At 71.5% G+C, this 24,229-nt stretch carries 24 protein-coding genes; 11 read left to right on the forward strand and 13 right to left on the reverse strand.

The genetic code is table 11. The features are described 5' to 3' along the window. Window positions 1–3: 3 nt before the first annotated feature. On the reverse strand, window positions 4–957 hold the full coding sequence (locus K7472_RS18035; RefSeq protein ID WP_222979224.1) for a BtaA family protein: 954 nt from the start codon (window positions 955–957) through the stop codon (window positions 4–6). Continuing rightward, window positions 954–1,289 carry a DoxX-like family protein gene (locus K7472_RS18040; RefSeq protein WP_222979232.1) on the reverse strand — a complete coding sequence of 112 codons (336 nt, stop codon included), beginning with the start codon at window positions 1,287–1,289 and terminating at the stop codon, window positions 954–956. The genes K7472_RS18035 and K7472_RS18040 overlap by 4 nt, the downstream gene beginning before the upstream one ends. A 248-nt stretch (window positions 1,290–1,537) precedes the next feature. Between K7472_RS18040 and K7472_RS18045 the strand changes: the two genes are divergently transcribed. The 3 genes from K7472_RS18045 to K7472_RS18055 all read left to right on the forward strand — a co-directional run bounded on the left by K7472_RS18045 (window position 1,538) and on the right by K7472_RS18055 (window position 4,468). Continuing rightward, window positions 1,538–2,683, forward strand: coding sequence for a cystathionine gamma-lyase (locus K7472_RS18045; protein ID WP_222979234.1), 1,146 nt, complete (start codon window positions 1,538–1,540; stop codon window positions 2,681–2,683). Between the two features lie 247 nt (window positions 2,684–2,930). Then, window positions 2,931–3,866 carry a LysR family transcriptional regulator gene (locus K7472_RS18050; RefSeq protein WP_222979236.1) on the forward strand — a complete coding sequence of 312 codons (936 nt, stop codon included), beginning with the start codon at window positions 2,931–2,933 and terminating at the stop codon, window positions 3,864–3,866. Window positions 3,867–3,967: 101 nt separating this feature from the next. After that, complete coding sequence (locus K7472_RS18055) at window positions 3,968–4,468, forward strand: NUDIX domain-containing protein (protein ID WP_222979237.1); 501 nt, start codon at window positions 3,968–3,970, stop codon at window positions 4,466–4,468. Window positions 4,469–4,549: 81 nt separating this feature from the next. On the opposite strand, the gene K7472_RS18060 is transcribed toward K7472_RS18055, so the two are convergent. From K7472_RS18060 to K7472_RS18070, 3 genes are all read right to left on the reverse strand, one after another. Next, window positions 4,550–5,413 carry a pyridoxamine 5'-phosphate oxidase family protein gene (locus K7472_RS18060; RefSeq protein ID WP_308013966.1) on the reverse strand — a complete coding sequence of 288 codons (864 nt, stop codon included), beginning with the start codon at window positions 5,411–5,413 and terminating at the stop codon, window positions 4,550–4,552. 48 nt (window positions 5,414–5,461) lie between these two features. Further along, on the reverse strand, window positions 5,462–7,051 hold the full coding sequence (locus K7472_RS18065; RefSeq protein ID WP_372457988.1) for a globin domain-containing protein: 1,590 nt from the start codon (window positions 7,049–7,051) through the stop codon (window positions 5,462–5,464). Between the two features lie 930 nt (window positions 7,052–7,981). After that, entirely contained in the window at window positions 7,982–8,614 is a 633-nt protein-coding gene (locus tag K7472_RS18070; protein ID WP_222979241.1) for an HAD family hydrolase, read from the reverse strand. A 468-nt stretch (window positions 8,615–9,082) separates the two neighbouring features. Between K7472_RS18070 and K7472_RS18075 the strand changes: the two genes are divergently transcribed. Both K7472_RS18075 and K7472_RS18080 read left to right on the forward strand, forming a co-directional pair. Beyond that, on the forward strand, window positions 9,083–9,940 hold the full coding sequence (locus K7472_RS18075; RefSeq protein WP_308013967.1) for a MerR family transcriptional regulator: 858 nt from the start codon (window positions 9,083–9,085) through the stop codon (window positions 9,938–9,940). 91 nt (window positions 9,941–10,031) lie between these two features. After that, complete coding sequence (locus K7472_RS18080) at window positions 10,032–10,922, forward strand: DUF2268 domain-containing putative Zn-dependent protease (RefSeq protein ID WP_222979243.1); 891 nt, start codon at window positions 10,032–10,034, stop codon at window positions 10,920–10,922. On the opposite strand, the gene K7472_RS18085 is transcribed toward K7472_RS18080, so the two are convergent. Together K7472_RS18085 and K7472_RS18090 are read right to left on the reverse strand one after the other, a co-directional pair. Continuing rightward, the gene (locus tag K7472_RS18085) at window positions 10,906–11,889 is read right to left on the reverse strand and encodes an NmrA family NAD(P)-binding protein (protein WP_222979244.1); all 984 of its coding nucleotides are present in this window, start codon (window positions 11,887–11,889) and stop codon (window positions 10,906–10,908) included. The genes K7472_RS18080 and K7472_RS18085 overlap by 17 nt on opposite strands. Before the next feature lie 33 nt (window positions 11,890–11,922). Beyond that, window positions 11,923–12,780, reverse strand: coding sequence for a polysaccharide deacetylase family protein (locus K7472_RS18090; protein WP_222979245.1), 858 nt, complete (start codon window positions 12,778–12,780; stop codon window positions 11,923–11,925). 138 nt (window positions 12,781–12,918) lie between these two features. Here K7472_RS18090 and K7472_RS18095 point away from each other — a divergent pair, with 138 nt between their 5' ends. Beyond that, window positions 12,919–13,269, forward strand: a complete 351-nt coding sequence (locus tag K7472_RS18095; protein WP_222979246.1) for a winged helix-turn-helix transcriptional regulator — start codon at window positions 12,919–12,921, stop codon at window positions 13,267–13,269. Window positions 13,270–13,407: 138 nt separating this feature from the next. Here K7472_RS18095 and K7472_RS18100 read toward each other — a convergent pair whose 3' ends face one another. Further along, entirely contained in the window at window positions 13,408–14,316 is a 909-nt protein-coding gene (locus K7472_RS18100) for a helix-turn-helix transcriptional regulator (protein WP_222979359.1), read from the reverse strand. A 162-nt stretch (window positions 14,317–14,478) separates the two neighbouring features. Between K7472_RS18100 and K7472_RS18105 the strand changes: the two genes are divergently transcribed. Together K7472_RS18105 and K7472_RS18110 are read left to right on the forward strand one after the other, a co-directional pair. Then, window positions 14,479–15,405, forward strand: a complete 927-nt coding sequence (locus tag K7472_RS18105) for an MBL fold metallo-hydrolase (RefSeq protein ID WP_222979247.1) — start codon at window positions 14,479–14,481, stop codon at window positions 15,403–15,405. Between the two features lie 83 nt (window positions 15,406–15,488). After that, window positions 15,489–16,928 carry a carboxylesterase/lipase family protein gene (locus tag K7472_RS18110; protein ID WP_252395787.1) on the forward strand — a complete coding sequence of 480 codons (1,440 nt, stop codon included), beginning with the start codon at window positions 15,489–15,491 and terminating at the stop codon, window positions 16,926–16,928. A gap of 97 nt (window positions 16,929–17,025) precedes the next feature. On the opposite strand, the gene dnaB is transcribed toward K7472_RS18110, so the two are convergent. Continuing rightward, the gene (gene dnaB / locus K7472_RS18115; RefSeq protein WP_222979250.1) at window positions 17,026–18,567 is read right to left on the reverse strand and encodes a replicative DNA helicase; all 1,542 of its coding nucleotides are present in this window, start codon (window positions 18,565–18,567) and stop codon (window positions 17,026–17,028) included. A 472-nt stretch (window positions 18,568–19,039) separates the two neighbouring features. On the opposite strand from dnaB, the gene K7472_RS18120 reads away from it, so the two are divergent. Continuing rightward, complete coding sequence (locus tag K7472_RS18120) at window positions 19,040–20,416, forward strand: MATE family efflux transporter (RefSeq protein ID WP_222979253.1); 1,377 nt, start codon at window positions 19,040–19,042, stop codon at window positions 20,414–20,416. A gap of 223 nt (window positions 20,417–20,639) precedes the next feature. Here the strand turns inward: K7472_RS18120 and rplI are convergent, their stop codons facing one another. From rplI to rpsF, 4 genes are all read right to left on the reverse strand, one after another. Further along, entirely contained in the window at window positions 20,640–21,086 is a 447-nt protein-coding gene (rplI, locus tag K7472_RS18125) for a 50S ribosomal protein L9 (protein WP_222979255.1), read from the reverse strand. Window positions 21,087–21,103: 17 nt separating this feature from the next. Continuing rightward, window positions 21,104–21,340, reverse strand: a complete 237-nt coding sequence (rpsR, locus tag K7472_RS18130) for a 30S ribosomal protein S18 (RefSeq protein WP_014143881.1) — start codon at window positions 21,338–21,340, stop codon at window positions 21,104–21,106. Between the two features lie 41 nt (window positions 21,341–21,381). Further along, entirely contained in the window at window positions 21,382–21,960 is a 579-nt protein-coding gene (locus K7472_RS18135; RefSeq protein ID WP_222979257.1) for a single-stranded DNA-binding protein, read from the reverse strand. Between the two features lie 77 nt (window positions 21,961–22,037). Next, window positions 22,038–22,328, reverse strand: coding sequence for a 30S ribosomal protein S6 (gene rpsF, locus K7472_RS18140; protein ID WP_109449161.1), 291 nt, complete (start codon window positions 22,326–22,328; stop codon window positions 22,038–22,040). A gap of 336 nt (window positions 22,329–22,664) precedes the next feature. Here rpsF and K7472_RS18145 point away from each other — a divergent pair, with 336 nt between their 5' ends. Next, window positions 22,665–22,973, forward strand: a complete 309-nt coding sequence (locus K7472_RS18145; protein ID WP_222979259.1) for a hypothetical protein — start codon at window positions 22,665–22,667, stop codon at window positions 22,971–22,973. Between the two features lie 90 nt (window positions 22,974–23,063). Then, window positions 23,064–24,182, forward strand: a complete 1,119-nt coding sequence (locus tag K7472_RS18150) for a lipid II:glycine glycyltransferase FemX (protein WP_222979261.1) — start codon at window positions 23,064–23,066, stop codon at window positions 24,180–24,182. Window positions 24,183–24,229 lie beyond the last annotated feature (47 nt).

Raw genomic sequence — 24,229 nt, forward strand, 5'->3', positions numbered from 1 at the left:
TCATCAGGGGTTGCCTCCGGTGTGCAGGACGCGGACCGTGCCCCACAGGGGGCAGCGCTCCTGAGGTGAGGGCGACGCGCCCCGGAGGTGTCGGCCGTCCTGGTCCGAGCGCCAGCTTGTGGGATCGCCCTGCTCCACGCGGTCCTCTCGGACGCTGCGCAGCACGGCGACACCGCCCGGGCGCACCGCCCGTTCGACCGCCGCCCTCAGCCTGCGGGCATACGCACGGCCGGGGCCGTCGAGCACGTTGGAGAGCGTCACCGCGTCGTAGGAGCCGGCCGGGACGGACTCCAGGTGTTCGGCGACATCAGCTCGTACGAACCGGATGCCGGACACCGGGACGGGGTCGGGCGCCTCGCCGAGCAGCAGGAGCCGCAGCAGTGGGTTGGCGGTGTTGGGGCACGAGGCGACCACTCGCGCGGTCCGGGCCCGCAGGACGGCGTCGAACCGCGGCGGGGCCACCCCCCGGAAGCCCGGCCGCAGCAGGGCGGTCAACGGCCCGGCGGGCCGCAGCGCCGACGCCGTCAGCAGCCGCAGCCCGGCGCCGTCGATGCGTTCGTGCCACCAGCGCAGTTGGCGGGCGGGGTCGTCGAGCCGCAGGAAGGCACGCAAGGCGGTCGGCTGCCACGCGGGCAGCAGCCCGGCGGTCACGTGCCGACCGACGGCCGTGAGGCGCTCGGCGGTGCCCGTGCGGGCAGGCGCGCCGTCCACCACGCGTGCGCGGGCGTAGTCGAGTTGGCGGGGATTGACGTCGACAGCGGTGACCTCGTACCCGGCGTGCGCCAGGGCCGCCGCGGTGTCACCGGCCGAGGCGACGCACAGGACGCGGGCGGGCGCGGCGGGGAAGACCGCCAGCTCGATCCCGGGATCTTCGTACATGCGGCCGAACAGCAGGCGGGGGCTGCCGGATCGGCCGGCCAGGATCCTGCCGTGCGACCACGGAGTGCCCGCGCTCATCGTCGGATCGCCCGCCTCTCGGCCACCAGCCAGAACAGTGCGACGAGGGCGAGATCAGTGACGATCAGTCTGCCGGGCTCGTCGATCGTCCCCGCGGCGAAGAGCAGGCCCCCGGCGTTGAAGGAGACGATGAGCCAGGTCTGCACCGCTGCCGCCAGGTAGGGCCGCCTGCCGCTGAAGGCCCAGATCCCCACCGCGGCCTCCGCGAGGCCGATCGAGACCATGAGCGGGACCACGGCCCATCCCGGAAGGAAGGGGATGTCCGCGATGATCGCGCGCTGGTCGGCCCGGCCGGGGAAGACCTTGCACCACAGCCCCTCGTAGAACCACACGAGCGAGACAGCCGCAGCCGGTAACCAGGAGCGCCAACCTCTGTCCGTAGAAGGCACACCGGCATCCAAGCACCCGCCGCTTCGGCACCCGGCGGCGGGATGCCTGGACGATCAGGTTGACTGATCCGGGAGATCGTCGTTTCACGTGAAACAGCCGCGTGGCGAGTCGGCGTTTCACGTGAAACAGCCGCCCGTGGGTTTCACGTGAAACCCACGGTCCGCACCCATCAGCAGCAACAGGAGGCACGATGCCCGAGCAGCCGGAGCGTCTGGGAGACGGCACGCGAAGTGTGCACGCGGGACGGCCCCCGGCCACCGCGCACACCCCCTCGCTGCCCGGCCCGGTCTTCGTCTCGCACTACCACCTGCCCGGCGATGCCACCGGCCCCTACATGTACGGCCGTGACCAGAACCCGACCTGGACGCAGCTGGAGGAGGCCATCACCCAGCTGGAATCGCCCACCGAGCCCGCCGAGACCGTGGTGTTCTCCTCCGGCATGGGTGCGATCTCCTCGGTACTGCTGGCACAGGCGCGCAGCGGGGACACCGTGGTGCTGCCCTCCGACTGCTACCAGACCACCCGAGCGCTTCAGCAGCGTCTGGAGTCCTACGGCGTCCGCGTACGCCTGGCGCCGACCCGTGGGGACGGGCAACTCGACGCGCTCGACGGGGCGAAACTGCTGTGGATCGAGACGCCCTCCAACCCGGAACTCGACGTGTGCGACATCCGGAGGCTGGTCGACGCCGCTCATGATGCGGGCGCCCTGGTCGCGGTGGACAACACGCTCGCCACGCCGCTCGGGCAGCGCCCGCTCGACCTCGGCGCCGACTTCAGCGTGGCCAGTGGCACCAAGGCGCTCACCGGGCACGGTGATCTGCTGCTGGGCTACGTCACGGCACGCGACCCCGGGCTGGCCGGCTCGGTACGGCTGTGGCGCAAGACGGTCGGGGCGATCCCGGGGCCCATGGAAGCCTGGCTGGCCCATCGTTCGCTGGCGACGCTGGAACTGCGCGTCGACCGCCAGGCGGCCAACGCGCTCGCGCTGGCCGACGCGTTGGCGCGACGCACGGAGATCACCGGGCTGCGGCATCCCGGGTTGCCGGCCGACGCCTCGTACCCGGTCGCACGTCGCCAGATGCGCCGGTTCGGCTCCGTCGTCTCCTTCGTGCTGCCGGACAAGGCGCACGCGGAGCGCTTCCTCGCCGCGCTGCGGCTGACCGGCGAGGCGACGAGCTTCGGGTCCGTGCTGAGCACCGCCGAGCGACGTGCCCGCTGGGGCGGTGACGCGGTGCCGGAGGGCTTCATCCGCTTCTCGGTGGGGATCGAGAACCCGGACGACATCGTGGCGGACGTCCTGGCCGCGTTGGACACCGCGCTCCAGGGCGGGGCGTGAGCCGAAACGCTCCCGGGAGAGAGGCGGCCGGAGTCTCCCCCCTCGTGACTCCGACCGCCCTGTCCGGCGCTTCGCTCGACGCTGAACGCCAAGAAGCGCCTGAACAAGGCTAGTTGACTCTGTGTCAGTGTCCAATCACAGTTAGAGGGCGGAGGTATCGACATATTTATGGTTGCCGATGCCCCGGGCACAGGCTGACCGCATACCCATGCGGCCCCCGCCCGGAGCAGGCGGCTGAGGAGCACGCATGGACCTGGCCTTGTTGCGCACGTTCGTCGCGGTGCACCGGGCCGGTTCGTTCACCAGGGCTGCCCAGCTCCTCGGCCTCTCCCAGCCCGCCGTCACGGGACAGATACGCAGCCTTGAACGCCAGCTGGGCCGACCGTTGTTCCGCAGGCTGCCGCGCGGGGTCGCCGCCACCACCGCGGGCGACGAGCTCGCCTGGAAGGTCGCACCGCACCTCGACGCCCTGCGGGAGATCGCCGAAGGCGAACTGGACGACGAGTCGGGCGGCCGCACGCTTCATCTGGCCGGGCCCGCCGAGTTCACCGGGCTGCGCGTCCTGCCCGCCCTCGCGCCGCTGGCCGGGGACGCCATGGCGCTGCGGGTGGCGCTGGGCGCGCCGGACGAGGCGCTGGCCGGTCTCGCCGACGGACGCCACGACCTGGTCATCGGCACCACCCGGCCGCGGGCCCGGCTGCTGCACGCCACCCCGCTGTGCGACGAGGAGCAGGTGCTGGTCGCCGCCCCCCACTGGGCTGAGCGGGTCGGGGCGCTGTCCGGCCCGTCGGAACGCGACGGTGCCGATCCCGGAGCCGCAGCCGCCCCGGCCGTGGCCCCCGGAGCGCTGACCGGGGTGCCGATCGTCGGCTACGAGGAGGACCTGACGTTGCTGACCGGATTCTGGACGGAGGTCTTCGGCGGCGGTCCCCGGGCTTCCGCCACCATCGTCGTGCCCGACATGAGGGCGGTACTGGAGTGTGTGCGTTCAGGCGCCGGAATGGCCGTGCTCCCGCGGTACCTGTGCGCGCGGGCGCTGACCTCCGGCGATGTGGTCCCGCTGGTCGAACCCCTCGTGCCGCCGCTGCGCACCTACTACCTCGTGGTGCGCGCCGGAACGCTCGCGCTGCCGTACCTGGCGCGGGCGCACGCGCGGCTTCTGAGGGCCGCCGAGGGCTGGTAGTGCCGTTCCGGCTCGTCGGACGCGCCCCTGCGCGATGCCGGACCTCCGATTCGCCGCGTCCGGGGCGTTTCACGGCGCCTCCGGTGCGGCATTGTCCCTGCATGCCAGTGGAGCCTCCTGATACCCCGCCCCGGCAGGTGGTCAAGCGCACCGCCCGCGCGATCCTGCTGGACGGGGACCAGATGCTGCTGATCAAACGCACCAAGCCCGGCGAGCCGCCGTACTGGATCACCCCCGGCGGCGGTGTCGAACCCGAGGACGCCACCGTGGTCGACGCGCTCCACCGCGAGCTGGACGAGGAGCTCGGTGCCAAGGTCGGCGACGTGGTCCCGGCGTTCGTCGACACCGTCGAGCACGTCCGGGAGGACGGCGCGATCGGCGTGAAGGTGCAGCACTTCTTCGTCTGCCGTCTCGACTCGATGGACCTCTCCCGGCGCCACGGGCCCGAGGTGGACGAACCGTGCGGGACGTACGAGTTCGTGCGCGTGCCGTTCACCCGCGAGGGCGTCGCGTCCGTGGGGGTCGTACCGCCGTCGTTGCGCGCCTATCTGGACGCGAACATCGAAGGTGTCACGGCGCTGCTGGCGACCGACCTCGGCTGAGGCGCTGGACGCGGCGGGAGTCCCCCGCGGGATCCGGCCGCCGCCCCACGCGAACCCGTTCCGTCACGCGGGCTGGTTCCGTCACGCGAACCAGCCGCGGAAGCCGCCGGTCGAGCCGCCCCCCGCGCTCCCCGCCACCCCCGCCGTACCGCGTCGCGCCCGCGCCAGCGCCCGTTCGGCCTCGAGCCGCCACGACTCCCGGTCGGGCGGTGCGGCGTCGAGCCCCGGGAGCGCCGCGGCCTCGGTGCGTTCGGCCGCGACGCCGAAGTAGTCGCCGCCCTTGCGCTTGACGTCGTCGGTCCCCCACGCCTGCTCGCCGTCGGCGGCATCCACGGCGCGCGGCGGCGGGACCAGCCGGGGGATGTGCTTGGAGCAGTGGATGTACGCCTCGTCCACCGTCACCTCGACCCACGTCTGCGGGCGCCGTCCCGGCACCGGATCGACCGGCAGGTCCGGCTGGACGACGCGCATCACCTCGTCGGAGACCAGCCGGGCCTGGCCGTTGACGTGCAGGCCGATGCGGTCGCGGGAGAAGTCGATCATCAGCAGGGCGATGTGCGGGTTCTCGCGGATGTTGCCGAGCGAGGCCATCACCCCGTTGCCCCGGTACTCGGGGTACGCGATCGTGCGGTCGTCCAGTACCTGCACGAAGCCGGGCGGGCCGGCGCGGAACGAGTTGTCGCAGACCCCGTCGCCGTCCGCGGTGGCGAGGAAGAACATCTCCTGCCGCGCCACGAACTCCCGCATGCGGTCGTTGAGCCGTTCGCTCATCTGGTCGCGGTAGAAGCGGTCGGCCCGGGCCGTGGTGCCCAGTTCGCGCTGGACGCGGCGCTCGGCGGCGGCGCCCGGCCGCGTCAGGTCCGGTGCGGACGCCCGCTCGGTCGGGCCGTCGGCGGGAGCGGCGCCGCCGCGGGTGCCCGAAGTGCGCGGATCGTGGTGGTTCAACGTTTCTCCCGACGCCGTGGATGACGGAAGGGGGTCTGGGCCGAACGGTCAGGCGCGTGCCGAGGCGAGTTCATCGAGTGAGTCGTGGCGTATCCGGTGCGTGGGCATGCCGACGCCGATCAGGGCGTCCACGCTGCTGCGGATCATCCCGGGCGGACCCGACAGGTACGCGTCGTACGCGTCCCACGGGCCGTGCCGCCGCACGATCTCCGGCAGCGCGCCCGCGAACAGGCCACCCGCCACGGCGGAGCCCTCGGGGACGACCGGGCGGACCGAGAGCCAGGCGTGCTCGCGTTCCATCCGCAGCATCGTGTCGAGGTCGTAGAGGTCGTGGCCGTTGCGGGCCGCGTAGAAGACTTCCACCGGGCGTCTGCGCCCGCGGTCGGCGACGTCCTCGACGAGCGCCTTGATCGGTGCGATGCCGGTACCGCCGCCCAGGCAGAGCAGCCCGTTGTCAGTGCCGTGGTCCACAATCATGGAACCAGCCGGAGGACCGAGCCGGATCACGTCCCCCGGGCAGGCCCTGTTGACCATGGCCGTGCTGACCCAGCCCGCCGGCACGGCCTTGATGTGGAAGGAGAGCAGTCCGTCCGGACGCGGGGCGGAGGCGAAGGAATAGTGCCGCCAGACCCTCGGCCACCACGGCGTCTCGATGCTGGTGTACTGCCCGGCCAGGAACGGGTACGGCTGGTCGGGGCGCACGGTGACGACGGCGACGTCCGGCGTGCGCCGTTCGAGGGAGACGATCTCGGCCTGCCACCAGGGCGGTGACGTCACCTCGTCCTCGGCCGCGGCGTCGATCATGATCTGCGAGATGGCGGTGTAGGCGCGCACCCAGGCGGCTTCGACCTCGTCGTTCCAGATCTCCTCCGCGTACTTGGTCAGCGCGCCGATCAGGCACTCGCCGACGGCCGGGTAGTGCTCGGGCCGCGTGCCGTACTTGCGGTGCCCCCGGCCGAGCCGGGAGAGGTAGTCGGTGAGCCGGGCGGGGTCGTCGACCGCCTGCGCGGCGTCCAGCAGCGCCTGGAAGAGCCGGTCGCGCTGCACGTTCATGGCCACCGGGAACAGGTCGCGCAGTTCGGGATGGCGGAGGAAGAGCAGGGCGTAGAAGTACGAGGTCGTACGGTCTGCGACCGGCTGCACCAGTGCCAGCGTCCGGCGGATCAGGATCGCGTCGGCGGAGGGGGCGGGGCCGGACGACGCGGCAGGCGACGAGTCAGCGGGCAACGAGGCGGGACTCGAGGAAACGGGGCTCGGCTGGGCGGAACCGAAGCGGTCGGGCTGGGCGGGCACGGCGTCCGGTATCGCGGCATCCGGCGTGGCGGCGTGCTCGGGCGCGGGACCGTCCTCGCCGGGCGCGGACGAGCTGAACCAGTCCCATTCCTCCGCGGCGGCAGCCGGCTCCACCGGCCCCGCCTGATCCGCGGGATCCCGGTGACCCGCCCCCGGCGACGGCGTGCCGCCGTGGCCGGGGGCGCCGAAGGAGGCACCCGCACCGGCAGAGAAGCCGACACCGGCACCGGCACCGTTGCCCGGGGAGGCGACACCCTGGTCGGCACCTTCCGCGCCGTAAGCCCGTTCCGCGCCGTAAGCGCGCTCCCCCGCGCCGCCGCGCTCGGCGGCCGTTCCCGCCGCCATCGCTCCCGCCTCCGCAATCCCCTGGTCGAAAGCCCGATTACCAGAAGCCCAGTTGCCCGAACCCCCGTCGCCGAATCCGGTCCCCCGGTCGGCCGGACTGGTGGTCGCAGCGTCCATCGTCTGCCTCGCCTCGAACGTCTCCCGGTCGGTTTCCATACGTCCGCTATCGGAACGGGCCGGTGATTCAACCGTCTTCCCCCGAGCGGGCCCCGGAATCCGCGTCCGCCGAATCCGGTCTTCGTCCCCGGTTCCCCGTGAACCCTTCGGGCCCACCGGTCCTCGGGGCGAGCCCGTTCGGCGCAGGACAGGAGCGTGGCACAGCGCGTCGCGCGCCAGGGCGAAATGCCGGAACTGTGGGTGAGGGGTGGCCCGTTCACGTTAGGGTGGCTCGCTCAGGGACCTGCTCGGCCCTCCCCGCGGCCCTCGACACGCATGCGCTCCACCCGACGGACCCCTCCGGCTCCGCGACGGACGCGCCGCGGACGAACGCACTCGACCATACCGGGCGGCTGTGAATGCACAAGCCCTTCTCCCCGCCCGGAGCAGGCACTCCCGCCGATTCGCGCGATTCGCTCAGGCAATATTCCGGGATTCCCCCTTCAGTCGCCCTCAATCACCTTCAGTCGCAGGAATCCGGTTATGACGGACGTTCCACAGGAATAGCGGACGTCCGGCCGCACCGGCTCTCGGACGACAGCACGCCCCTCTGACGGCGGTGTCCGGGACGGCAGCGCGCCCCTCGGACGGCGCGTCGGAGCGGAGGAGCGGGCGACCCGGACGGGCGGGCGACGCGGGCGACGGCGCGGAAGAGCGGGCGGCACGGACGGACGGGCGCGCGGCCGACGCGGACGGACGGGCGGCGCGGACGGGCGGGCGGAAGCGCGGACCGACGCCACGCTGCCTCAGGTCGCCTCCTGTCGCCTCGCTGTCTCAAGCCCCCAGCACGAGTTCGTACGCGTCCCGCAGATCGCGTCCCGCGTACGACAACGTGGCGATATCGCTGACGTTGTAGTCGCCGTTGACCGCGACCGAGGTGGCGACCACCCGGAAGAGCGCGGCGTCCGACATCGAATCCCCGTAGGCCACGCAGTCTGCGCGCGTGACGCCGTAATCGGCGCACAACCGGTCCGCGATACGTACCTTCGACTCCGGATGCAGAATCCCGGACTCGTCCAGCGGGACTCCGCGGAAAGGAAGTTCGGGAAAACGCCCGCCGAACGTGGCGTGCGCACCCCATGGCAGCAGATGCCGTACGAAGAACTCCGGCGACAGCGAGATGACCACGCAGTACTCGCCGCGCGCGCGGATGTCGGCCCACACCTCGCGGATGCCGGCCAGCCAGGGCGAGGCGGCGAAGGCCTCGGCGACGAGTTCCGCGGTGAGGTTCTGCCACAGCTCGTACGCCCGCCGTGCGTAGTGCGGTGAATCGATCCGGCCGGCCGCGAAGGCGGCGTCCAGGCCGCGGAACTCCTCCACCAGGCCCAGCTTCCTGGCCAGTTCGACGTTGGCCGACGAACCGTGCAGCAGCGTCCCGTCCATGTCGAACAGATGAAGTCTTCCCATCGTGCCCCTCCCCGCCGCCCGTCCGGCCCCTCCCCGGGGAACCGCCCGGGCGTAGCCCCCGCGTCCGCGTGCTTGTCGGCGCACCTTATCCACACCTCTGGTCCGGGTTGTCCACAGGGCCGCCCTCGACGTCGGCGGCACGGTCTACCGTCGAGGACATGAGCATCCGCATCGGTGAACCGGCCGAACGCGCGGACACGACCGCCCGCGCGCCACGGCACCACGATGAGCCGGGCCCGCTGCCCGGACGACCCGGCGACCACGGCGGCGTACGGCGCCGCCGTGGCGTCCGACCCGCCTGCGCCGGCGATCTCTTCGGACGTTCAGGTGGAGGGCTGATACCGGTTCAACGATGCCGACCGCATGACCACGGGGCAAATCCCGCTGACCACGGGGCGAATCCCCCTGATCGCGGGAGCGTCGGACGCCGACCGGCGTCGCCCGCCGCGCGTGGGCCACACTGAGGAGGTGACGAGTGACGACGGCGACGGCGACGCCGGGAGGCCGGACGCGGGTGGGGAGGACGCCGGGCCGCCCGGTGCGGAGGGCCTGACCGTGGGCCGGGCGGCGGCGCTGGTCGGGGTCAGCGTGAAGACGCTGCACCACTGGGACGCGATCGGGCTGCTGTCTCCGAGCGAGCGGACCCTCGCCGGATACCGGGTGTACTGCGGTGACGACATCGCGCGGTGCCACCGGATCCTCGTCTACCGCGAACTGGGCTTTCCGCTCGCCGAGATCGGCCGTGTCCTCGACGACCCGGGCGCCGACGCGCGCGAGCACCTGCGGCGGCAGCGCACCCTGCTGGTGGAGCGCGTCTCACGGCTGAACGCGGTGATCGACGCAGTCGACCGGATGCTGGCGGCGACAGGCGGCGGCATCCGGTTGTCGCCCCGGGAGCAGGTCGAGATCTTCGGCGCCGACTGGCAGCCCGCGTGGGTGGAGGAGGCCGAGGAGCGCTGGGGCGGCACCGCGCAGTGGGCGCAGTACGCCGAACGGGCCGCGGAGCTGTCGCCGCAGGACTGGCGACGGATCGCGGCCGCCACCCACGCGTTGGACGCCGACCTGGCCTCCGCACGACGCTCGGGTGCCGCTCCCGGCTCCGACGCGGCGAACGCGCTGGCGGAGCGACACCGCGCCCTGATGTCCACGTACTTCGACTGCACGCACGCGATGCAGGTATGCCTGGGGCGGATGTTCGTCGACGACCCCCGGTACGCCGCGCACTACGACCGGGTCGAACCGGGGCTGGCCGTCTGGCTGCGGGACGCGATCTTCGCGAACGCCCGGGCGCACGGGGTGGACCCGGCCTCCGCGAAGTGGCGGTGACGGCTCTCCGGCCGGTGATCGTCACCCGCGGCTTGACCCTCCTGCGATCGGCTTGACCCTCCTGCGACAGGAGGCCCTACGGTCGCGGCCCATGAAGATCGTTGTGCACGACACCGCGTCCGCCATGACCGACCTGCTGGGCCTGCCGCTCGCGCGGCGGCCCGACGCCCTGCGCCAGATGCTCGCCCCGCTTCAGAACGTGATGCCCGCGAACGCCGGTATCGACCTGGTCGCCGCCCACAGCGGCGCGGGCAGCGGCTTCCGCGTCGACCGCGACGACCCGCGCTACCTGCCGGCGCTGGACCGCATGCGGGAGGCAGGCGTGTGGGACGACGTCGAGGCCTCCCTCGGCGCCGCGTGGGAGCGGATCGCCGACGCGGTCCCGGGGGTCGGGCACGCCGACACCGTGCACGTCGCCGTGGTGCTCGGCGATCCCGACGACGAACACCTGGTGGAGCGCAGCGGGGGCTGCTTCGGCCTGGGCGGCATCCCCGGCGCGATCCTGCTGGTCGTGTGGCCCACCGGGACGAGCCTGCGCCACGTCGGCCACACCGCCGCGCACGAACTGCACCACAACGTGCGCTACGCCAACGTGCGATGGGACCCGGTGAACGTCACGGTCGGCGAACACGTCGTCGCCGAAGGCCTGGCCGAGGCGTTCGTGCGCGAGCTTGCGGGCGAGCAGGCCATGGGCCCGTGGTCGAGGAGCCTGACCGGCGCCGGACTCGACCGCGCCTACGAGAGGATCACGGCCGACATCGACGTGGCGGGCATGCGGAACCTCACCGCGTACGTCCTGGGCGACGCGACCGCACGCCGCATGGGGCAGCCGACGGTGGGCCTTCCGGACTTCGCGGGCTACCCGGTCGGCCTGCGCGTCGTGGACGCCCACCTGGCCGCGACCGGCCTGACCGCCGCCGCGAGCACGGCGCTGCCGGCACGCGAGATCCTGGCCAACGCGGGCATCACGACCGGCGCCTGACGACGCCTCCCGTCCACCCGGTGCCTCCCGCCCGGCCGGTGCCTCCCGTCCATCCGGTGCGGCGCAGCCAGTCCTCGAAGGTCATCAGGGCGGGGTGCAGGCGGCGCAGGAGGCCGATGTCCCGGTCCCGGGCGTAGAGATCACGGTCGGCGAAGAACCGGAACATCGCCGCGTAGTCGTGGCCGAAGTCGGGGACGGCGGCGCGCAGGTCGTCGTGCGGCATCGGGAGGTAGGTGCTGGGGGTGCCGGTGACCCGCGCGAAGGTGGCGGCGATCTCGTCGCCGGTGAGGCTGTCGCCGATCACCGCGAGGTCGCGGGCGCCCCAGGACTGCCAGTTGCCGAACATGTGACCGGCGAACCAGGCGATGTCGTCGAGGGCGACGAGCGGGTAGCGGGCGGCGCCGAGAGGGAGCCTGAAGGTCAGGCCGCCCCGGCCGTCCGGTCGCGGGGTGAGTCGGTCCCGCAGGTTCTCGAAGTACGGCGCGGTGGTCAGTACCGAGACGTGGTCCGTGTACCAGCCGCCGGTCTCCTTGCGGAGCATTTCCTCCGACCGCATCAGGTCGATGTGGGCGGCGACGGCGGCCTTGCCGTCGAAGTGCGGGACAGGGTGGCCGGTCAGGGACACCGCGCTGTCCAACGAGGACCAGACGAAGCGCTCCACGCCGGCCCGCTCCGCGGCGGCCAGCAGGTGCAGCCCTTGCCGGTACTCGCCCACGGCGCTGCCCGTCGCGAAGAAGTCGGTGTTGGCGAACACGCGGTCGGCCTTCCCCATCAGGGCCTCCAGCGCCGCCGGGTCGGAGCGGACCAGCCGCACGCGGTCGGGCGCGGTGGCGGCGAGTTCGGTGGCGTGGGCGGACTCCGGATGGCGGGTGGGGACGGTGACGGTGGCGTCGGTGGTGGCCAGCAGGTGGTGGATCACGTGGCTGCCCATGGCTCCGGTGCCGCCGACGACGAGGACGTGGGTCATGGCGTTCTTCCCTCGTGTGTCGGATCTCGTGTCTCAGATCTCATGTGTCGGATCTCGTGTATCGGATCTGGTGTGTCGGATCTGGTGTGTCAGGACGTGTTCGGCCGCCTGGGCGTGGGTGGCGACCCAGACGTCTCCGGACTCACGGATGTGGTCGAGGATCTGGCCGACCATGCCCGCCAGGAGCGGTCGGCCTCCGACGTGGGCGTGGACGGTCAGGTGGAAGACGCCTGGGCCGGGGGCGGCGAGCAACTGGTCCAGCAGCTCACGGTGCAGGTCGCGGTAGGCGTACGGGCCGGCCACGGCGTCGCGGACGTCGGAGTGGTCGCTGTGCATGAGGGAGACCACAGGACCGTGGGCGGTGGACAGGACCTGCGGGAGGTCGTGGTCGGCGTGGTCGCCGGTCCAGCGGTAGCCGGCCTCGGCGAGCAAGCCGGCAGTGTGCCTCGAACCGGTGGCGCGCGGGCTCATCCACCCCGTCGGGCGGACACCGGTGACCCGGCGAAGGACGTCGGTGCAACGACCGATGGTGGCCCGCTCGGCAGCGACGTCGAGCAGCGCGGGCACCACGTCCTGGGCCCAGGAGTGTGCGGCGATCTCGTGACCCGCCTCGTGCACGGCCAGAACGGTCTCGGGGTACCGCTCGGCCACCAGCCCGTTGACGCCGACGGTCGCGGGAAGGTCACCGAGGACGTCGAGCAGCCGCCAGATGCCGGTGGTGACGCCGTAGTCCACCCAGGAGGTGCTGTGCGGGTCGTCGACGCCGGGCAGCGGCCACGCCGCGGCCATCGGCGCGTAAGCGGGCCAGTGTCCTGGCGACCACAGCTCCAACGCGACAGTGACCAGCGCGACGACCTTCCGCCCACCCGGCCACTCGGTCTCCGCCGTCATCCGGTCCCTGCCCTCATGCGGTCTCCGCCCTCATCCGGTCCTGCCCTCATGCCGTCCCCCTGCTCGGTGGCTTCCGTCGTGGACGCTAGTGAGGCGTTGGGTACCTCCAGGTTCCTGGCAGCGGGCTACCGTCGGGGCATGCGTGAGTACTCCGGCAGCGTCTTCCTCGCCGACTGCCCGGCTCGGCTGGCGATCGAGATCATCGCCGACAAGTGGGCGGTGGTCGTGCTGTTCGCGTTGAGCCGGGAAGCGTGCAGACACGGTGAACTGGTCGACCTGATCGGCGGAGTCTCACGGAAGGTGCTGACCCAGACGCTGCGCCGATTGCAGGGGTACGGCCTGGTCGACCGCCACGCCGGGGCCGGGAGGACCGACTACGCGCTGACGGATCTGGGCCGGACGCTGGTGGAGCCGATCGCCGTGCTGACCGAGTGGGCTCACGAACACGGCGCTAGCGTGGCGGAGTTCCAGGAGTCCAGGACTGGCTGACCGGCGACTGTCTGATCGGCGACTGGCTGACGTGCTGCTGCCTGACCGGTGACCGGTGACCGGCGGCTAGCTGACGTGCTGCTGTCTGATCGGCGACCGTCTGACCTGCGCGGGGCCGCTCGGAGCCTTCCCGGCTGCCTACACCGGTCGGTGTGGCTTCTCGGGCGCGCCGACACTGTGCGCGTGCGGCGCCCTGCTGTCGCTCGCCTGCCGGAGCAGCGCGAGGGCCTCCTCGGACGAGGAGCCGGCGGGGGTTGTGCACACGATGAGCGCCTGCTCCGGTGAACGGGCGATCGACAGTGTCTGCTGTGTCACCGTCACCGTGCCGACGAGGGGATGGCGCAGCTCGTAGGCCGCGGCATCGCACGGCGCCACACGGTGGTCGCCCCACAGCGCGACGAACTGCGGGCTCTTCATCGTCAGTTCGCCGATCAGTTCCGCGAGCAGCGGGTCCTCCGGATGCCTGCCGACGGCGACGCGCAGGTTGCCCACCACGGCGCGCGCCTTGCGCTTCCAGTCCGCGTACAGCTCCTGGCAGTGCGGGTCCAGGAACAGCATCCGGCTCATGTTCGGGCGTCGTGCCGGGTCTTCCGGGTCCAGGAAGTCCAGGTGCCCGGCCAGCAGGGCATGCCCGAGGGTGTTCCAGGCCAGCACGTCCGTACGGCGGCCGAGCACCATCGCCGGGACGCCGTCCACGGAACGAAGGAGGTCGCGTGTTTCGTCGGCGAGCTTCTCGGGGCGCGGGCGGCGCGGCCGGGGCACGCGGCGGGCGCCACTGGCGAGCCGGTCGAGGTGCTCGCGCTCGTGGTCGTCGAGCAGGAGAGCGCGGGCGATCGCGTCGAGGACCTCGGCCGAGGCCCCGCGGGACCGGCCCTGTTCCAGCCGTGTGTAGTACGATACGCTGACGCCCGCCAACTGGGCCAGTTCCTCGCGCCGGAGCCCGGCCACCCGCCTGCGGGGGCCGAGGTCGCGCAGGCCGACGTCCGCGGGGCGCAGCCGCGCCCGGCGGGCTTGGAGGAAGGCGCCGAGCGGGCCGGGTCCGTTCATCACCCCGGTACCGGGTCCGTTCATCACCCCAGTATTCGGTGCGGGGCCCGGTCCCAGCCACACCCTGTGAGGGGTGGGACAACCCGGGAGTGGTGCGTGCCCGCCCGGGTGTCCAGGCTCGGTCCCGTTCGGCAACGTACTCAAGACCCGAGGACGGATCGCATGGATCGCGTGGATCACAGCCCGGAGCAGATCACCCTCGGCGACGTCACCGTCAGCCGTGTCAAGGAGTTCTACGGCTCGTCGGAGCTGTCGCCGGGCCAGTTCTTCCCCGACGGCCCCCACAGCTCGTGGGAGGAGCACCGCGACTGGCTGGCACCCGACTTCTGGAACCCGCGGACGAACGAGTGCCGCACGGCGATCCAGACCTGGCTGTTGCGCAGCGAGGGGCGCACGATCCTCGTCGACACCGGCGTGGGCAACCACAAGGACCGGCCCTACGCGCCGGTGTGGAGCCGCCTGGACACGGACTACCTCGACCACCTGGCCGCCGCCGGGCTGCGTCCCGAGGACGTCGACATCGTGGTCAACACCCACCTGCACATCGACCACGTCGGCTGGAACACCCGTCTCGACGGCCGTTCCTGGGTGCCGACCTTCCCGAACGCCACGTACCTGATGCCCCTGCGGGACTTCGAGTTCTGGGACCCGGCCAACGAGAACAGGACCGTGCTGGGCCGCGGGAACCAGAACGTCTTCGAGGACAGCGTCGCGCCGGTCCACCAGGCGGGACTCACCCACTTGTGGGACGGGACGTACCGGATCGACAAGAACCTGCGTCTCGATCCCGCTCCCGGGCACACTCCCGGATCGTCCGTGCTCACCCTTGAGTCCGGCGGCGATCGGGCCTTGTTCGTCGGGGACTTGGTGCACACCGCGCTGCAGATCGCGGAGCCGGACACCAACTCCTGCTTCTGCGAGGACCCGGCGGAATCCCGAGCCACCCGGCACAAGCTGCTCGGCCGCGCCGCCGAGGGCAACGCGCTCGTCCTCCCGGCGCACTTCGGCGGCCGAGGCGCCTTCGAGGTCGCCCGCAGCGGCTCGAAGTTCGCGATCAAGGGGTGGGCGGGCTTCTCCCGTATGTCCTGATGTCCCCTCCAGAGCTGTTGTGGCCCCTCAGCGAGCTGATGTCCCCCTCCAGAGAGCTGATGTCCAGAGAGGAAGTGTGTCCCTTGCCCCGACAGACAGATCCGGTCGTCGAAACCCCGGCGGGCACCGTGCGCGGCCTCCGTGACGGATCCGGGGAGCGCTACCGCGCCCTGCCGTACGCGGCGGCCCCGACCGGCGCCGGCCGTTTCGCCCCACCCGCACCGCACCCGGGCTGGTCCGGTGTCCGCGACGGCACGCGGTCCTCGCCCACGGCTCCCCAGCCGACCCGCGGCTTCGGCCGGCTCGACATGGTCCCCTACTTCGGGCCCGGCTGGGTGCCCGGCAGCGAGTACCTGACCGTCGATGTCCACACGCCTGCCGCCGACGGCGGCAGACGGCCCGTCATGGTCTTCGTGCACGGCGGCGGGTTCGTCACCGGCTCGAACCGCGCCGCGCTCTACGACGGCAGCACGTTCGCCCGCGACGGCATCGTCCTCGTGACGGTGAACTACCGTCTCGGCATCCCCGGGTTCCTCGATCTGGCGGGTGCTCCGGCCAACCGCGGACTGCTGGACGTGCTCGCCGCGCTCGGATGGGTGCACGAGACCGCCGAAGCGTTCGGCGGCGACCCCGGCAACGTCACGGTCTTCGGTCAGTCCGCGGGTGCCACGCTCATCGGCGCGCTGCTCGCGACACCGCAGGCAGCGGGTCTGTTCCGGCGAGCGATCATCCAGAGCGGCAACGGCACCGGCGCGTTCACCCCGGAACAAGCGCGGAGAGTCACCGCCGCGGCGGCCGCCGCACTGGGCGTCGCGCCGACCGCCGAGGCGTTCGCCCCGATACCGGACGAGCGCTTCCTGACGATCCTGCGCGCACTGGCCGGCCTCGACCTGCGCACCGGCACCGCCACGGACCCGTTGGCCGGGCTCAGCCCGTTCAGCCTGGTCCTGCCGGTCCAGCCCGCCGAGAGTCTCGCCGACGGTCCGGCCGGTGACGTCGACCTGCTCATCGGCACCAACACCGAAGAGGCGCGCCTCTACCTCGTACCGCGGGGCGACCTGGAGTCCACCACGGAAGCCGACGTCCTCACCGTCGCCACGCGGACGCACCCGGACCCGGAGACCGCCCTCGCCGCGCATCGTGCGGCACGGCCGGACGCGACACCCGGCGAGCTGCGCTCCGCGGTGCTGGGGCAGGCCCTGTTCGAGTCCGGTACGACGCGCATGGCGCGGGCCCACGCGCGGATCTCGGCCGGCCGCACGCACGTCTACTCCTTCGGATACCGCTCGACGGCCCTGGACGGGCGCCTCGGCGCCGCCCACACCGTCGAGCTGCCCTTCGTGTTCGACATCGCCGACGAACCCTGGCTGCACGGGGACACCTGCCTACTCGGCCCTGACCCCGCCCCACCGGGACTCGCAGCCCGGATGCACGGCGCCTGGGTCGCGTTCGCCAGCACCGGCGACCCCGGCTGGGCTCCCTACGCCCCGCAGCGTCCCGCGGTGGAGTTCCTCGGCGGATGAAGGGCGGACCAGCCGGCCCCGACTCCGTGGCCGACCGACGACGGAGCGGTCACCGACCCTGGGATTCGGCCGGGACGCGGGAGATCCCACCCGCGCGTCAGACGTTCGCCGCCATGTCGACGAAGCGTGAGTAGTGGCCCTGGAAGGCGACGGTGATCGTGGCGGTCGGGCCGTTGCGGTGCTTGGCGACGATGAGGTCGGCCTCGCCCGCGCGCGGGGACTCCTTCTCGTAGGCGTCCTCGCGGTGCAGCAGGATGACCATGTCGGCGTCCTGCTCGATGGAGCCGGACTCGCGCAGGTCGGAGACCATGGGCTTCTTGTCGGTGCGCTGTTCGGGGCCTCGGTTGAGCTGGGAGAGCGCGATGACCGGCACCTCCAGTTCCTTGGCGAGCAGCTTGAGGTTCCGGGACATCTCGGAGACCTCCTGTTGGCGGCTCTCAGGACGGCGCGAACCGCCGGTCTGCATCAGCTGGAGGTAGTCGATGACGACCAGCCGCAGGTCGTTGCGCTGCTTGAGGCGGCGGCACTTGGCGCGGATCTCCATCATCGACAGGTTCGGCGAGTCGTCGATGTAGAGGGGGCCGGCCGAGACCTCCGGCATGCGGCGGGCCAGCCGCGTCCAGTCGTCGTCGGTCATGTTGCCGGAACGCATGTGGTGCAGCGCGACCCGGGCCTCCGCCGACAGCAGGCGCATCGCGATCTCGTTGCGGCCCATCTCCAGGGAGAAGAAGACGCTGGGCAGACCATGGGTGATGGACGCCGAGCGGGCGAAGTCCAGGGCGAGCGTGGACTTGCCCATCGCGGGGCGGGCGGCGACGACGATCATCTGGCCGGGGTGCAGGCCGTTGGTCAGCGCGTCCAGGTCGGTGAAGCCGGTGGGCACGCCGGTCATCTGGCCGCTGCGGGAGCCGATCGCCTCGATCTCGTCGAGCGCGCCCTCCATGATGTCGCTCAGCGGCAGGTAGTCCTCCGAGGTGCGCTGCTCGGTGACCGCGTAGATCTCGGCCTGCGCGGAGTTGACGATCTCGTCCACGTCACCGTCGGCCGCGTAACCCATCTGGGTGATGCGGGTCCCGGCTTCCACCAGGCGGCGCAGGACGGCGCGCTCGTGGACGATCTCCGCGTAGTACTCGGCGTTGGCGGCCGTGGGCACCGCGTTGACCAGGGTGTGCAGGTACGGCGCCCCGCCGACCCGGGTGATCTCGCCGCGCTTGGTGAGCTCGGCGGCGACGGTGATGGGGTCAGCCGGCTCGCCCCGGGCGTACAGGTCGAGGATCGCGGTGTAGATCGTCTCGTGCGCGGGCCGGTAGAAGTCCTGGCCCTTGAGGACCTCCACGACGTCGGCGATGGCGTCCTTGGACAGCAGCATGCCGCCCAGCACGGACTGCTCGGCGTCCAGGTCCTGCGGGGGTACGCGCTCGAAGCCGCCCTCGGCCCAGCCGCCGCGGCTGTCGCCGTCACGACCGCCGTCGCGGCCCTCGCGGCCACCGCTTCGTCCTCCGCGACCGCCACCGTCCCGGCCGTCCCGGCGGAAGGGCGTGACCGGGCGCCGGTCGTCGAGGTCGGGCCCCTCGGGGTACGGCGGCTCGGCGGGCGGCGCCTCGTCCCAGTGGTCTTCCGCGGTCTCGGGTCGGCTCACCCCCGCCACCTCCCTCCCGGTCCTTCGGACCCCCGTTCCGTGTCCTCTTTCTACGGCACGGCTCTGACAACCAACGAGCACCCGGCCCGGGTTCCGGCGCGTCGAGATCGGGAGCCGCACGGGAGCGGTTCCGAGGCCGGAGGCGAGGGCGGGTGCCGGACTACGGTAGGCCCGCAGCCTCCGTCAGCCAAGATGGTTATCCACAGGCCATGTGGATGAACGGCCGCAGCCTGTGGAGAAGCCCGCGAAACCTGTGTACAGGGCGGGGGACAGTCCTGTGGACAACCCGCGAGGCCCTCCGTCACACAGGGCCTGACCTGCGATTTCACCGTCCACCGGCTGTGCAGGAGAAAAAGTTTCCCGGACGGCGCAAGATCACGACAAACGGCGCGGAGGTGATCACTCAGCGCCACCGCATGTAATGATCACCCGATACTTGCGCCTATTACCTGTGGAAGATTATCCTAAGCCGATGACTTCCGCGCCCGCCAGACCCGCCGACACCGACGAGCGGCGTTCCGGTCGGCTGCCCCGGGAGGTCCGCCGACGGCACGACCGCGAGATCATCGCACTCGCCGTGCCCGCCTTCGGAGCGCTGGTCGCCGAGCCGCTCTTCCTCATGGCGGACAGCGCCATCGTCGGCCACCTCGGCACCCCGCAGCTGGCCGGACTGGGGGTCGCCGCGACGCTGCTCACCACGGCCGTCAACGTCTTCGTCTTCCTCGCCTACGCCACCACGGCCGCCGTGGCCCGAAGGGTGGGCGCCGCCGACCTCCCCTCCGCCATCCGGCAGGGCATCGACGGCATCTGGCTCGCCCTGCTGCTCGGCGCCCTGGTCGTCGCCGCGGTGATCCCGGGCGCACCTGCGCTGGCCGACGTCTTCGGTGCCTCCGGCCGTGCCACTGGTTACGCGGTCACCTATCTGCGCATCAGCGCGCTCGGGATCCCGGCCATGCTCGTCGTCCTGGTGGCCACCGGTGTGCTGCGCGGGCTGCAGAACACCCGGACCCCGCTGGTCGTCGCCGTCGTGGGCTTCGCCGTCAACGCCGCGCTCAACGCCACCCTCGTCTACGTCGCGGGTCTGGGCATCGCGGGCTCCGCCTGGGGCACCGTGATCGCCCAGTGCGGCATGGCGGCGGCCTACCTCACCGTCGTCGTACGCGGCGCCCGTCGCCACGGCGCCTCGTTGCGCCCGGACGTCGCCGGGATCAGGGCCTGCGCCACCGCGGGCGTCCCGCTGCTGGTGCGCACCCTGAGTCTGCGCGCGGTCCTGGTGATCGCGACCGCGGTCGCCGCCCGGCTCGGCACCGCCCAAGTCGCCGCACACCAGATCCTGGTGACCCTGTGGAGCCTGCTGGCCTTCGCGCTGGACGCTATCGCCATCGCAGGACAGGCGATCATCGGCCGCTATCTGGGAGCGGAGGACGCGCCCGGAGCGCGGGCCGCGTGCCGTCGCATGGTCCAGTGGGGCATCGCGGCCGGCGTGCTGCTGGGCGTCCTGGTGGCCGTCTCCCGGCCGCTGTTCATCCCGCTGTTCACCAGCGATCCCGCCGTACGCGACCAGTTGCTGCCCGCGCTGCTGGTCGTCGCGATCAGCCAGCCGGTGTGCGGGCCGGTCTTCGTCCTGGACGGCGTGCTGATGGGCGCCGGTGACGGCTCCTACCTCGCCTGGGCCATGCTCGGCACCCTCGCCGTCTTCGCACCCGCCGCGTTCGCGGTACCGGCGCTGGGCGGGGCGCTGACCGCGCTGTGGTGGGCGATGGTGCTGTTCATGCTGACCCGTCTGGCGTTCCTGTGGGGCCGCGCCCGCTCGGGCCGCTGGGTGGTCACGGGAGCGGTCCGCGCCTGAGCGCCGGGAGAGGCACGGGCGGGGCGCTCGGCTTGGGCCCAGGTCCCGGCAGTCCCCTGCGCACGTTTCACGTGAAACAGACCGCCCACGGCGACCCGACGGCTGACGGCTGCCGACCGGCGGCTGGCGCTGGCGGGTGGCGGCTGCCGACCGGCGGCCAGGCAAGGCGAAGGGCCGGCACCCCCGAGGGTGCCGGCCCTTCTCCGACCTCGCGTGGAACGCGTCAGGCGGCCACGACCTCCAGGTCGAGCCTGACCGTGACCTCCGGGTGGAGGTTGACGGTCACCTGGTGCGCACCGACGGTCTTGATCGGCGAGACCAGCGCGACACGGCGCTTGTCCACCTGCGGGCCGCCGGCGGCCTTGATCGCCGAGGCGATGTCGGCCGGGGTGACCGAGCCGAAGAGCCGACCGGTGTCACCGGCGCGGGTCGACAGCTTGATCTTGACGTTCTCCAGCTGGCCCTTGACCTCGTTGGCCTGCTCCAGCGTGGCGATCTCGCGGATCCGGCGCGCACGGCGGATCTGCTCGACGTCCTTCTCGCCACCCTTGGTCCAGCGGATGGCGAAGCCACGCGGGACCAGGTAGTTGCGGGCGTAGCCGTCCTTGACCTCGACGACGTCGCCGGCGGCACCGAGGCCGCTGACCTCGTTGGTGAGGATGATCTTCATGCTTAGGTCACCCTCTCTCAGCGAGCAGTCGAGGTGTAGGGCAGCAGCGCCATCTCACGGCTGTTCTTGACGGCCGTGGCGACGTCACGCTGGTGCTGCGTGCAGTTGCCGGTCACGCGACGGGCACGGATCTTGCCGCGGTCGGAAATGAACTTCCGCAGCAGGTTGGTGTCCTTGTAGTCGACGTAGGTGACCTTGTCCTTGCAGAACGCGCAGACCTTCTTCTTCGGCTTGCGCGGAGGCGGCTTAGCCATTGTCTCTCTCCATTGTGATCAAGAAGTGTGTTGCTCCGCCCTTAGAAGGGCGGTTCGTCCGAGTAGCCGCCGCCGGAGCTCCCGCCCCAGTTGCCACCGCCACCGCTGCCGCCCTGGCCGCCTGCCGGGGCACTGCTGGCCCACGGGTCGTCGGCCGGAGCGCCGCCGCCGGACTGGCCGCCGGGGCCGCCGCCCCAGTTGCCGCCGCCCTGGCCGCCACCGCCGCCGTAGCCGCCCTGACCGCTGCGACCGCCGCCGCTGGTCTTGGTGACCTTGGCCGTCGCGTTGCGCAGGGAGGCGCCGACCTCGTCGACGTCCAGTTCGTAGACCGTCCGCTTGACGCCCTCGCGGTCCTCGTAGGACCGCTGCTTCAAGCGGCCCTGGACGATGACACGCATGCCGCGCTGTAGCGACTCGGCCACGTTCTCCGCCGCCTGACGCCAGACCGAGCAGGTCAGGAACAGGCTCTCGCCGTCCTTCCACTCATTGGTCTGCCGGTCGAAGGTGCGGGGGGTGGACGCGACACGGAACTTCGCGACCGCCGCACCGGAGGGGGTGAAGCGCAGCTCGGGATCGTCGACAAGGTTGCCGACGACCGTGATGACGGTCTCGCCTGCCATGGTGGGTGACCTCTCGGCGGGTTTGCTCTGCTGCTGGCTGCTCGGAAGCCGTACTCAGCTCTGGGCGCTCAGCGCGCTCAGTGCATTTCCGGACGGAGGACCTTGGTCCGGAGGACCGACTCGTTCAGGTTGAGCTGACGGTCGAGCTCCTTGACGACCTCGGGTGTGGCGTTGAGGTCGATGACCGAGTAGATGCCCTCGGGCTTCTTCTTGATCTCGTAGGAGAGACGACGACGGCCCCAGGTGTCGACCTTCTCAACCTTGCCGCCGCCGTTGCGGACGACGGCGAGGAAGCTCTCGATCAGCGGGGAGACAGCACGCTCCTCGAGATCGGGGTCGAGGATGACCATTACCTCGTAGTGACGCATGGTGGAACCCACCTCCTTCGGACTCAGCGGCCACGGCGTTTCCGTGGCAGGAGGGTTTGCATCGCGTCGCAACGGTAACGCGGGCCACCGACAACGCGGCGAAGCGCTGAACGGAGCGGGCCCCGGCGAGAGCCGCTGACAAGAACTGGCAGGGGATCGACGGTGCGCGTCGGCCGGCTGGGAGACCGGCTCATGGCCGCGCGTAGACCATTGCAGACGGTACAGACTACCCGCCTCGTCCTTCCGCTTGAAATCCGCAGGTTAACCGGGACAATCTGTACACAAGGGCTCGCTCGGCGCTACGCCGGGCGGCCTTCCCCTTCACGGAGGTGCCCGATGGCAACGACCTTCCGGCCGCAGAACGTAATCGCGATCCTCAACTCCGACGGCAAGTCTCATCCGAAGGAGAACTCCCTGATCGCCGTCTCGGCGGTGCTCGGGGCGGTCGCGATCATCTCCTCGATCTTCAACAACCTCCATCTGCTCAGCTCCTGGACCGGGCTGTTCGGGATCATCACTGCGGGCTACGGCCAGTTCATCTCGGCCACCACCAGCGAACGCTTCGTCCTCGTTCTCGCTCTCGGCGCCTCGGCGATCGGATTCTTCATCGGCGTCGCGCACGGCGGCCTGTGGGGCGGGCTGTGAGACCGCGGGCTTGAAGACGGGGCGTTTCCCACGCGCTATAGGCTTCGGCGGGTAGTCCGGTAGAACCCGCAAGCGTGGGGAGCGCCCCGAATGAGCCTGACCCTGAGGACCATCAGCCGCGAGCAGCATCTGGCATACATCCAGAGCCTGCCCGCGGCGAGCCACATGCAGGTTCCCGCCTGGGCCGACGTCAAGGCGGAGTGGCGTTCGGAGAGCCTCGGGTGGTTCGACAGGAACGGCGAGCTGGTCGGCGTCGGTCTGGTGCTCTACCGCCAGCTGCCCAAGATCAAGCGATACCTGGCCTACCTCCCCGAGGGTCCGGTCATCAACTGGTACGCGCCCAACCTGGAGGAATGGCTCCAGCCGATGCTGGCGCACCTGAAGCAGCAGGGTGCGTTCTCGGTGAAGATGGGCCCGCCGGTGGTCATCCGCCGCTGGGACGCCAACGCCATCAAGACCGGCATCGCCGACCCCGACGTCAAGCGGCTGCGCGACGTCGAGGCGACGTTCATCGAGCCGCGTGCCTTCGAGGTCGCCGACCGCCTGCGCCGCATGGGCTGGCAGCAGGGCGAGGACGGCGGCGCGGGCTTCGGCGACGTCCAGCCGCGCTACGTCTTCCAGGTCCCGCTGGAGGGCCGCAGCCTGGAGGACGTCCACAAGGGCTTCAACCAGCTGTGGCGCCGCAACATCAAGAAGGCAGAGAAGGCCGGCGTCGAGGTGGTCCAGGGCGGCTACGAGCAGCTGCCCATCTGGCAGCAGCTGTACGAGATCACCGCCGAGCGCGACCACTTCCGCCCCCGGCCGCTGTCGTACTTCCAGCGCATGTGGACCGCCCTCAACTCCGAGGACCCCAACCGCATGCGGCTGTACTTCGCCACACACGAGGGCGAGGCGGTCGCGGCGGCCACCATGCTGATCGTCGGCGGCCACGTCTGGTACTCCTACGGCGCCTCCGCCAACCACAAGCGCGAGGTGCGCCCCAGCAACGCCATGCAGTGGCGGATGCTGCGCGACGCGTACGCGCTCGGCGCGACCGTGTACGACCTGCGCGGCATCAGCGACTCGCTGGACGAGAACGACCACCTCTTCGGCCTGATCCAGTTCAAGGTGGGCACGGGCGGCCAGGCCTCGGAGTACCTGGGCGAGTGGGACTTCCCGCTCAACAAGCTGCTGCACAAGGCGCTCGACATCTACATGTCGCGGCGCTGACGTACCCCTGACCCCGCCCTCCTGTTCGACCGAATACAGAAAGGTCC

The organism is Streptantibioticus parmotrematis (assembly GCF_019890615.1).
GTDB lineage: Bacteria > Actinomycetota > Actinomycetes > Streptomycetales > Streptomycetaceae > Streptantibioticus_D > Streptantibioticus_D parmotrematis.

What these genes read in the sequence shown, in the direction of transcription:
- K7472_RS18035 (WP_222979224.1), bottom strand. Translation starts at nt 957, where the DNA reads ATGAGCGCGGGCACTCCGTGGTCGCACGGCAGGATCCTGGCCGGCCGA.
- K7472_RS18045 (WP_222979234.1), top strand. Translation starts at nt 1,538, where the DNA reads ATGCCCGAGCAGCCGGAGCGTCTGGGAGACGGCACGCGAAGTGTGCAC.
- K7472_RS18050 (WP_222979236.1), top strand. Translation starts at nt 2,931, where the DNA reads ATGGACCTGGCCTTGTTGCGCACGTTCGTCGCGGTGCACCGGGCCGGT.
- K7472_RS18055 (WP_222979237.1), top strand. Translation starts at nt 3,968, where the DNA reads ATGCCAGTGGAGCCTCCTGATACCCCGCCCCGGCAGGTGGTCAAGCGC.
- K7472_RS18065 (WP_372457988.1), bottom strand. Translation starts at nt 7,051, where the DNA reads ATGGCGGCGGGAACGGCCGCCGAGCGCGGCGGCGCGGGGGAGCGCGCT.
- K7472_RS18070 (WP_222979241.1), bottom strand. Translation starts at nt 8,614, where the DNA reads ATGGGAAGACTTCATCTGTTCGACATGGACGGGACGCTGCTGCACGGT.
- K7472_RS18080 (WP_222979243.1), top strand. Translation starts at nt 10,032, where the DNA reads ATGAAGATCGTTGTGCACGACACCGCGTCCGCCATGACCGACCTGCTG.
- K7472_RS18085 (WP_222979244.1), bottom strand. Translation starts at nt 11,889, where the DNA reads ATGACCCACGTCCTCGTCGTCGGCGGCACCGGAGCCATGGGCAGCCAC.
- K7472_RS18090 (WP_222979245.1), bottom strand. Translation starts at nt 12,780, where the DNA reads ATGACGGCGGAGACCGAGTGGCCGGGTGGGCGGAAGGTCGTCGCGCTG.
- K7472_RS18095 (WP_222979246.1), top strand. Translation starts at nt 12,919, where the DNA reads ATGCGTGAGTACTCCGGCAGCGTCTTCCTCGCCGACTGCCCGGCTCGG.
- K7472_RS18100 (WP_222979359.1), bottom strand. Translation starts at nt 14,316, where the DNA reads ATGAACGGACCCGGCCCGCTCGGCGCCTTCCTCCAAGCCCGCCGGGCG.
- K7472_RS18105 (WP_222979247.1), top strand. Translation starts at nt 14,479, where the DNA reads ATGGATCGCGTGGATCACAGCCCGGAGCAGATCACCCTCGGCGACGTC.
- K7472_RS18120 (WP_222979253.1), top strand. Translation starts at nt 19,040, where the DNA reads ATGACTTCCGCGCCCGCCAGACCCGCCGACACCGACGAGCGGCGTTCC.
- rplI (WP_222979255.1), bottom strand. Translation starts at nt 21,086, where the DNA reads ATGAAGATCATCCTCACCAACGAGGTCAGCGGCCTCGGTGCCGCCGGC.
- rpsR (WP_014143881.1), bottom strand. Translation starts at nt 21,340, where the DNA reads ATGGCTAAGCCGCCTCCGCGCAAGCCGAAGAAGAAGGTCTGCGCGTTC.
- K7472_RS18135 (WP_222979257.1), bottom strand. Translation starts at nt 21,960, where the DNA reads ATGGCAGGCGAGACCGTCATCACGGTCGTCGGCAACCTTGTCGACGAT.
- rpsF (WP_109449161.1), bottom strand. Translation starts at nt 22,328, where the DNA reads ATGCGTCACTACGAGGTAATGGTCATCCTCGACCCCGATCTCGAGGAG.
- K7472_RS18145 (WP_222979259.1), top strand. Translation starts at nt 22,665, where the DNA reads ATGGCAACGACCTTCCGGCCGCAGAACGTAATCGCGATCCTCAACTCC.
- K7472_RS18150 (WP_222979261.1), top strand. Translation starts at nt 23,064, where the DNA reads ATGAGCCTGACCCTGAGGACCATCAGCCGCGAGCAGCATCTGGCATAC.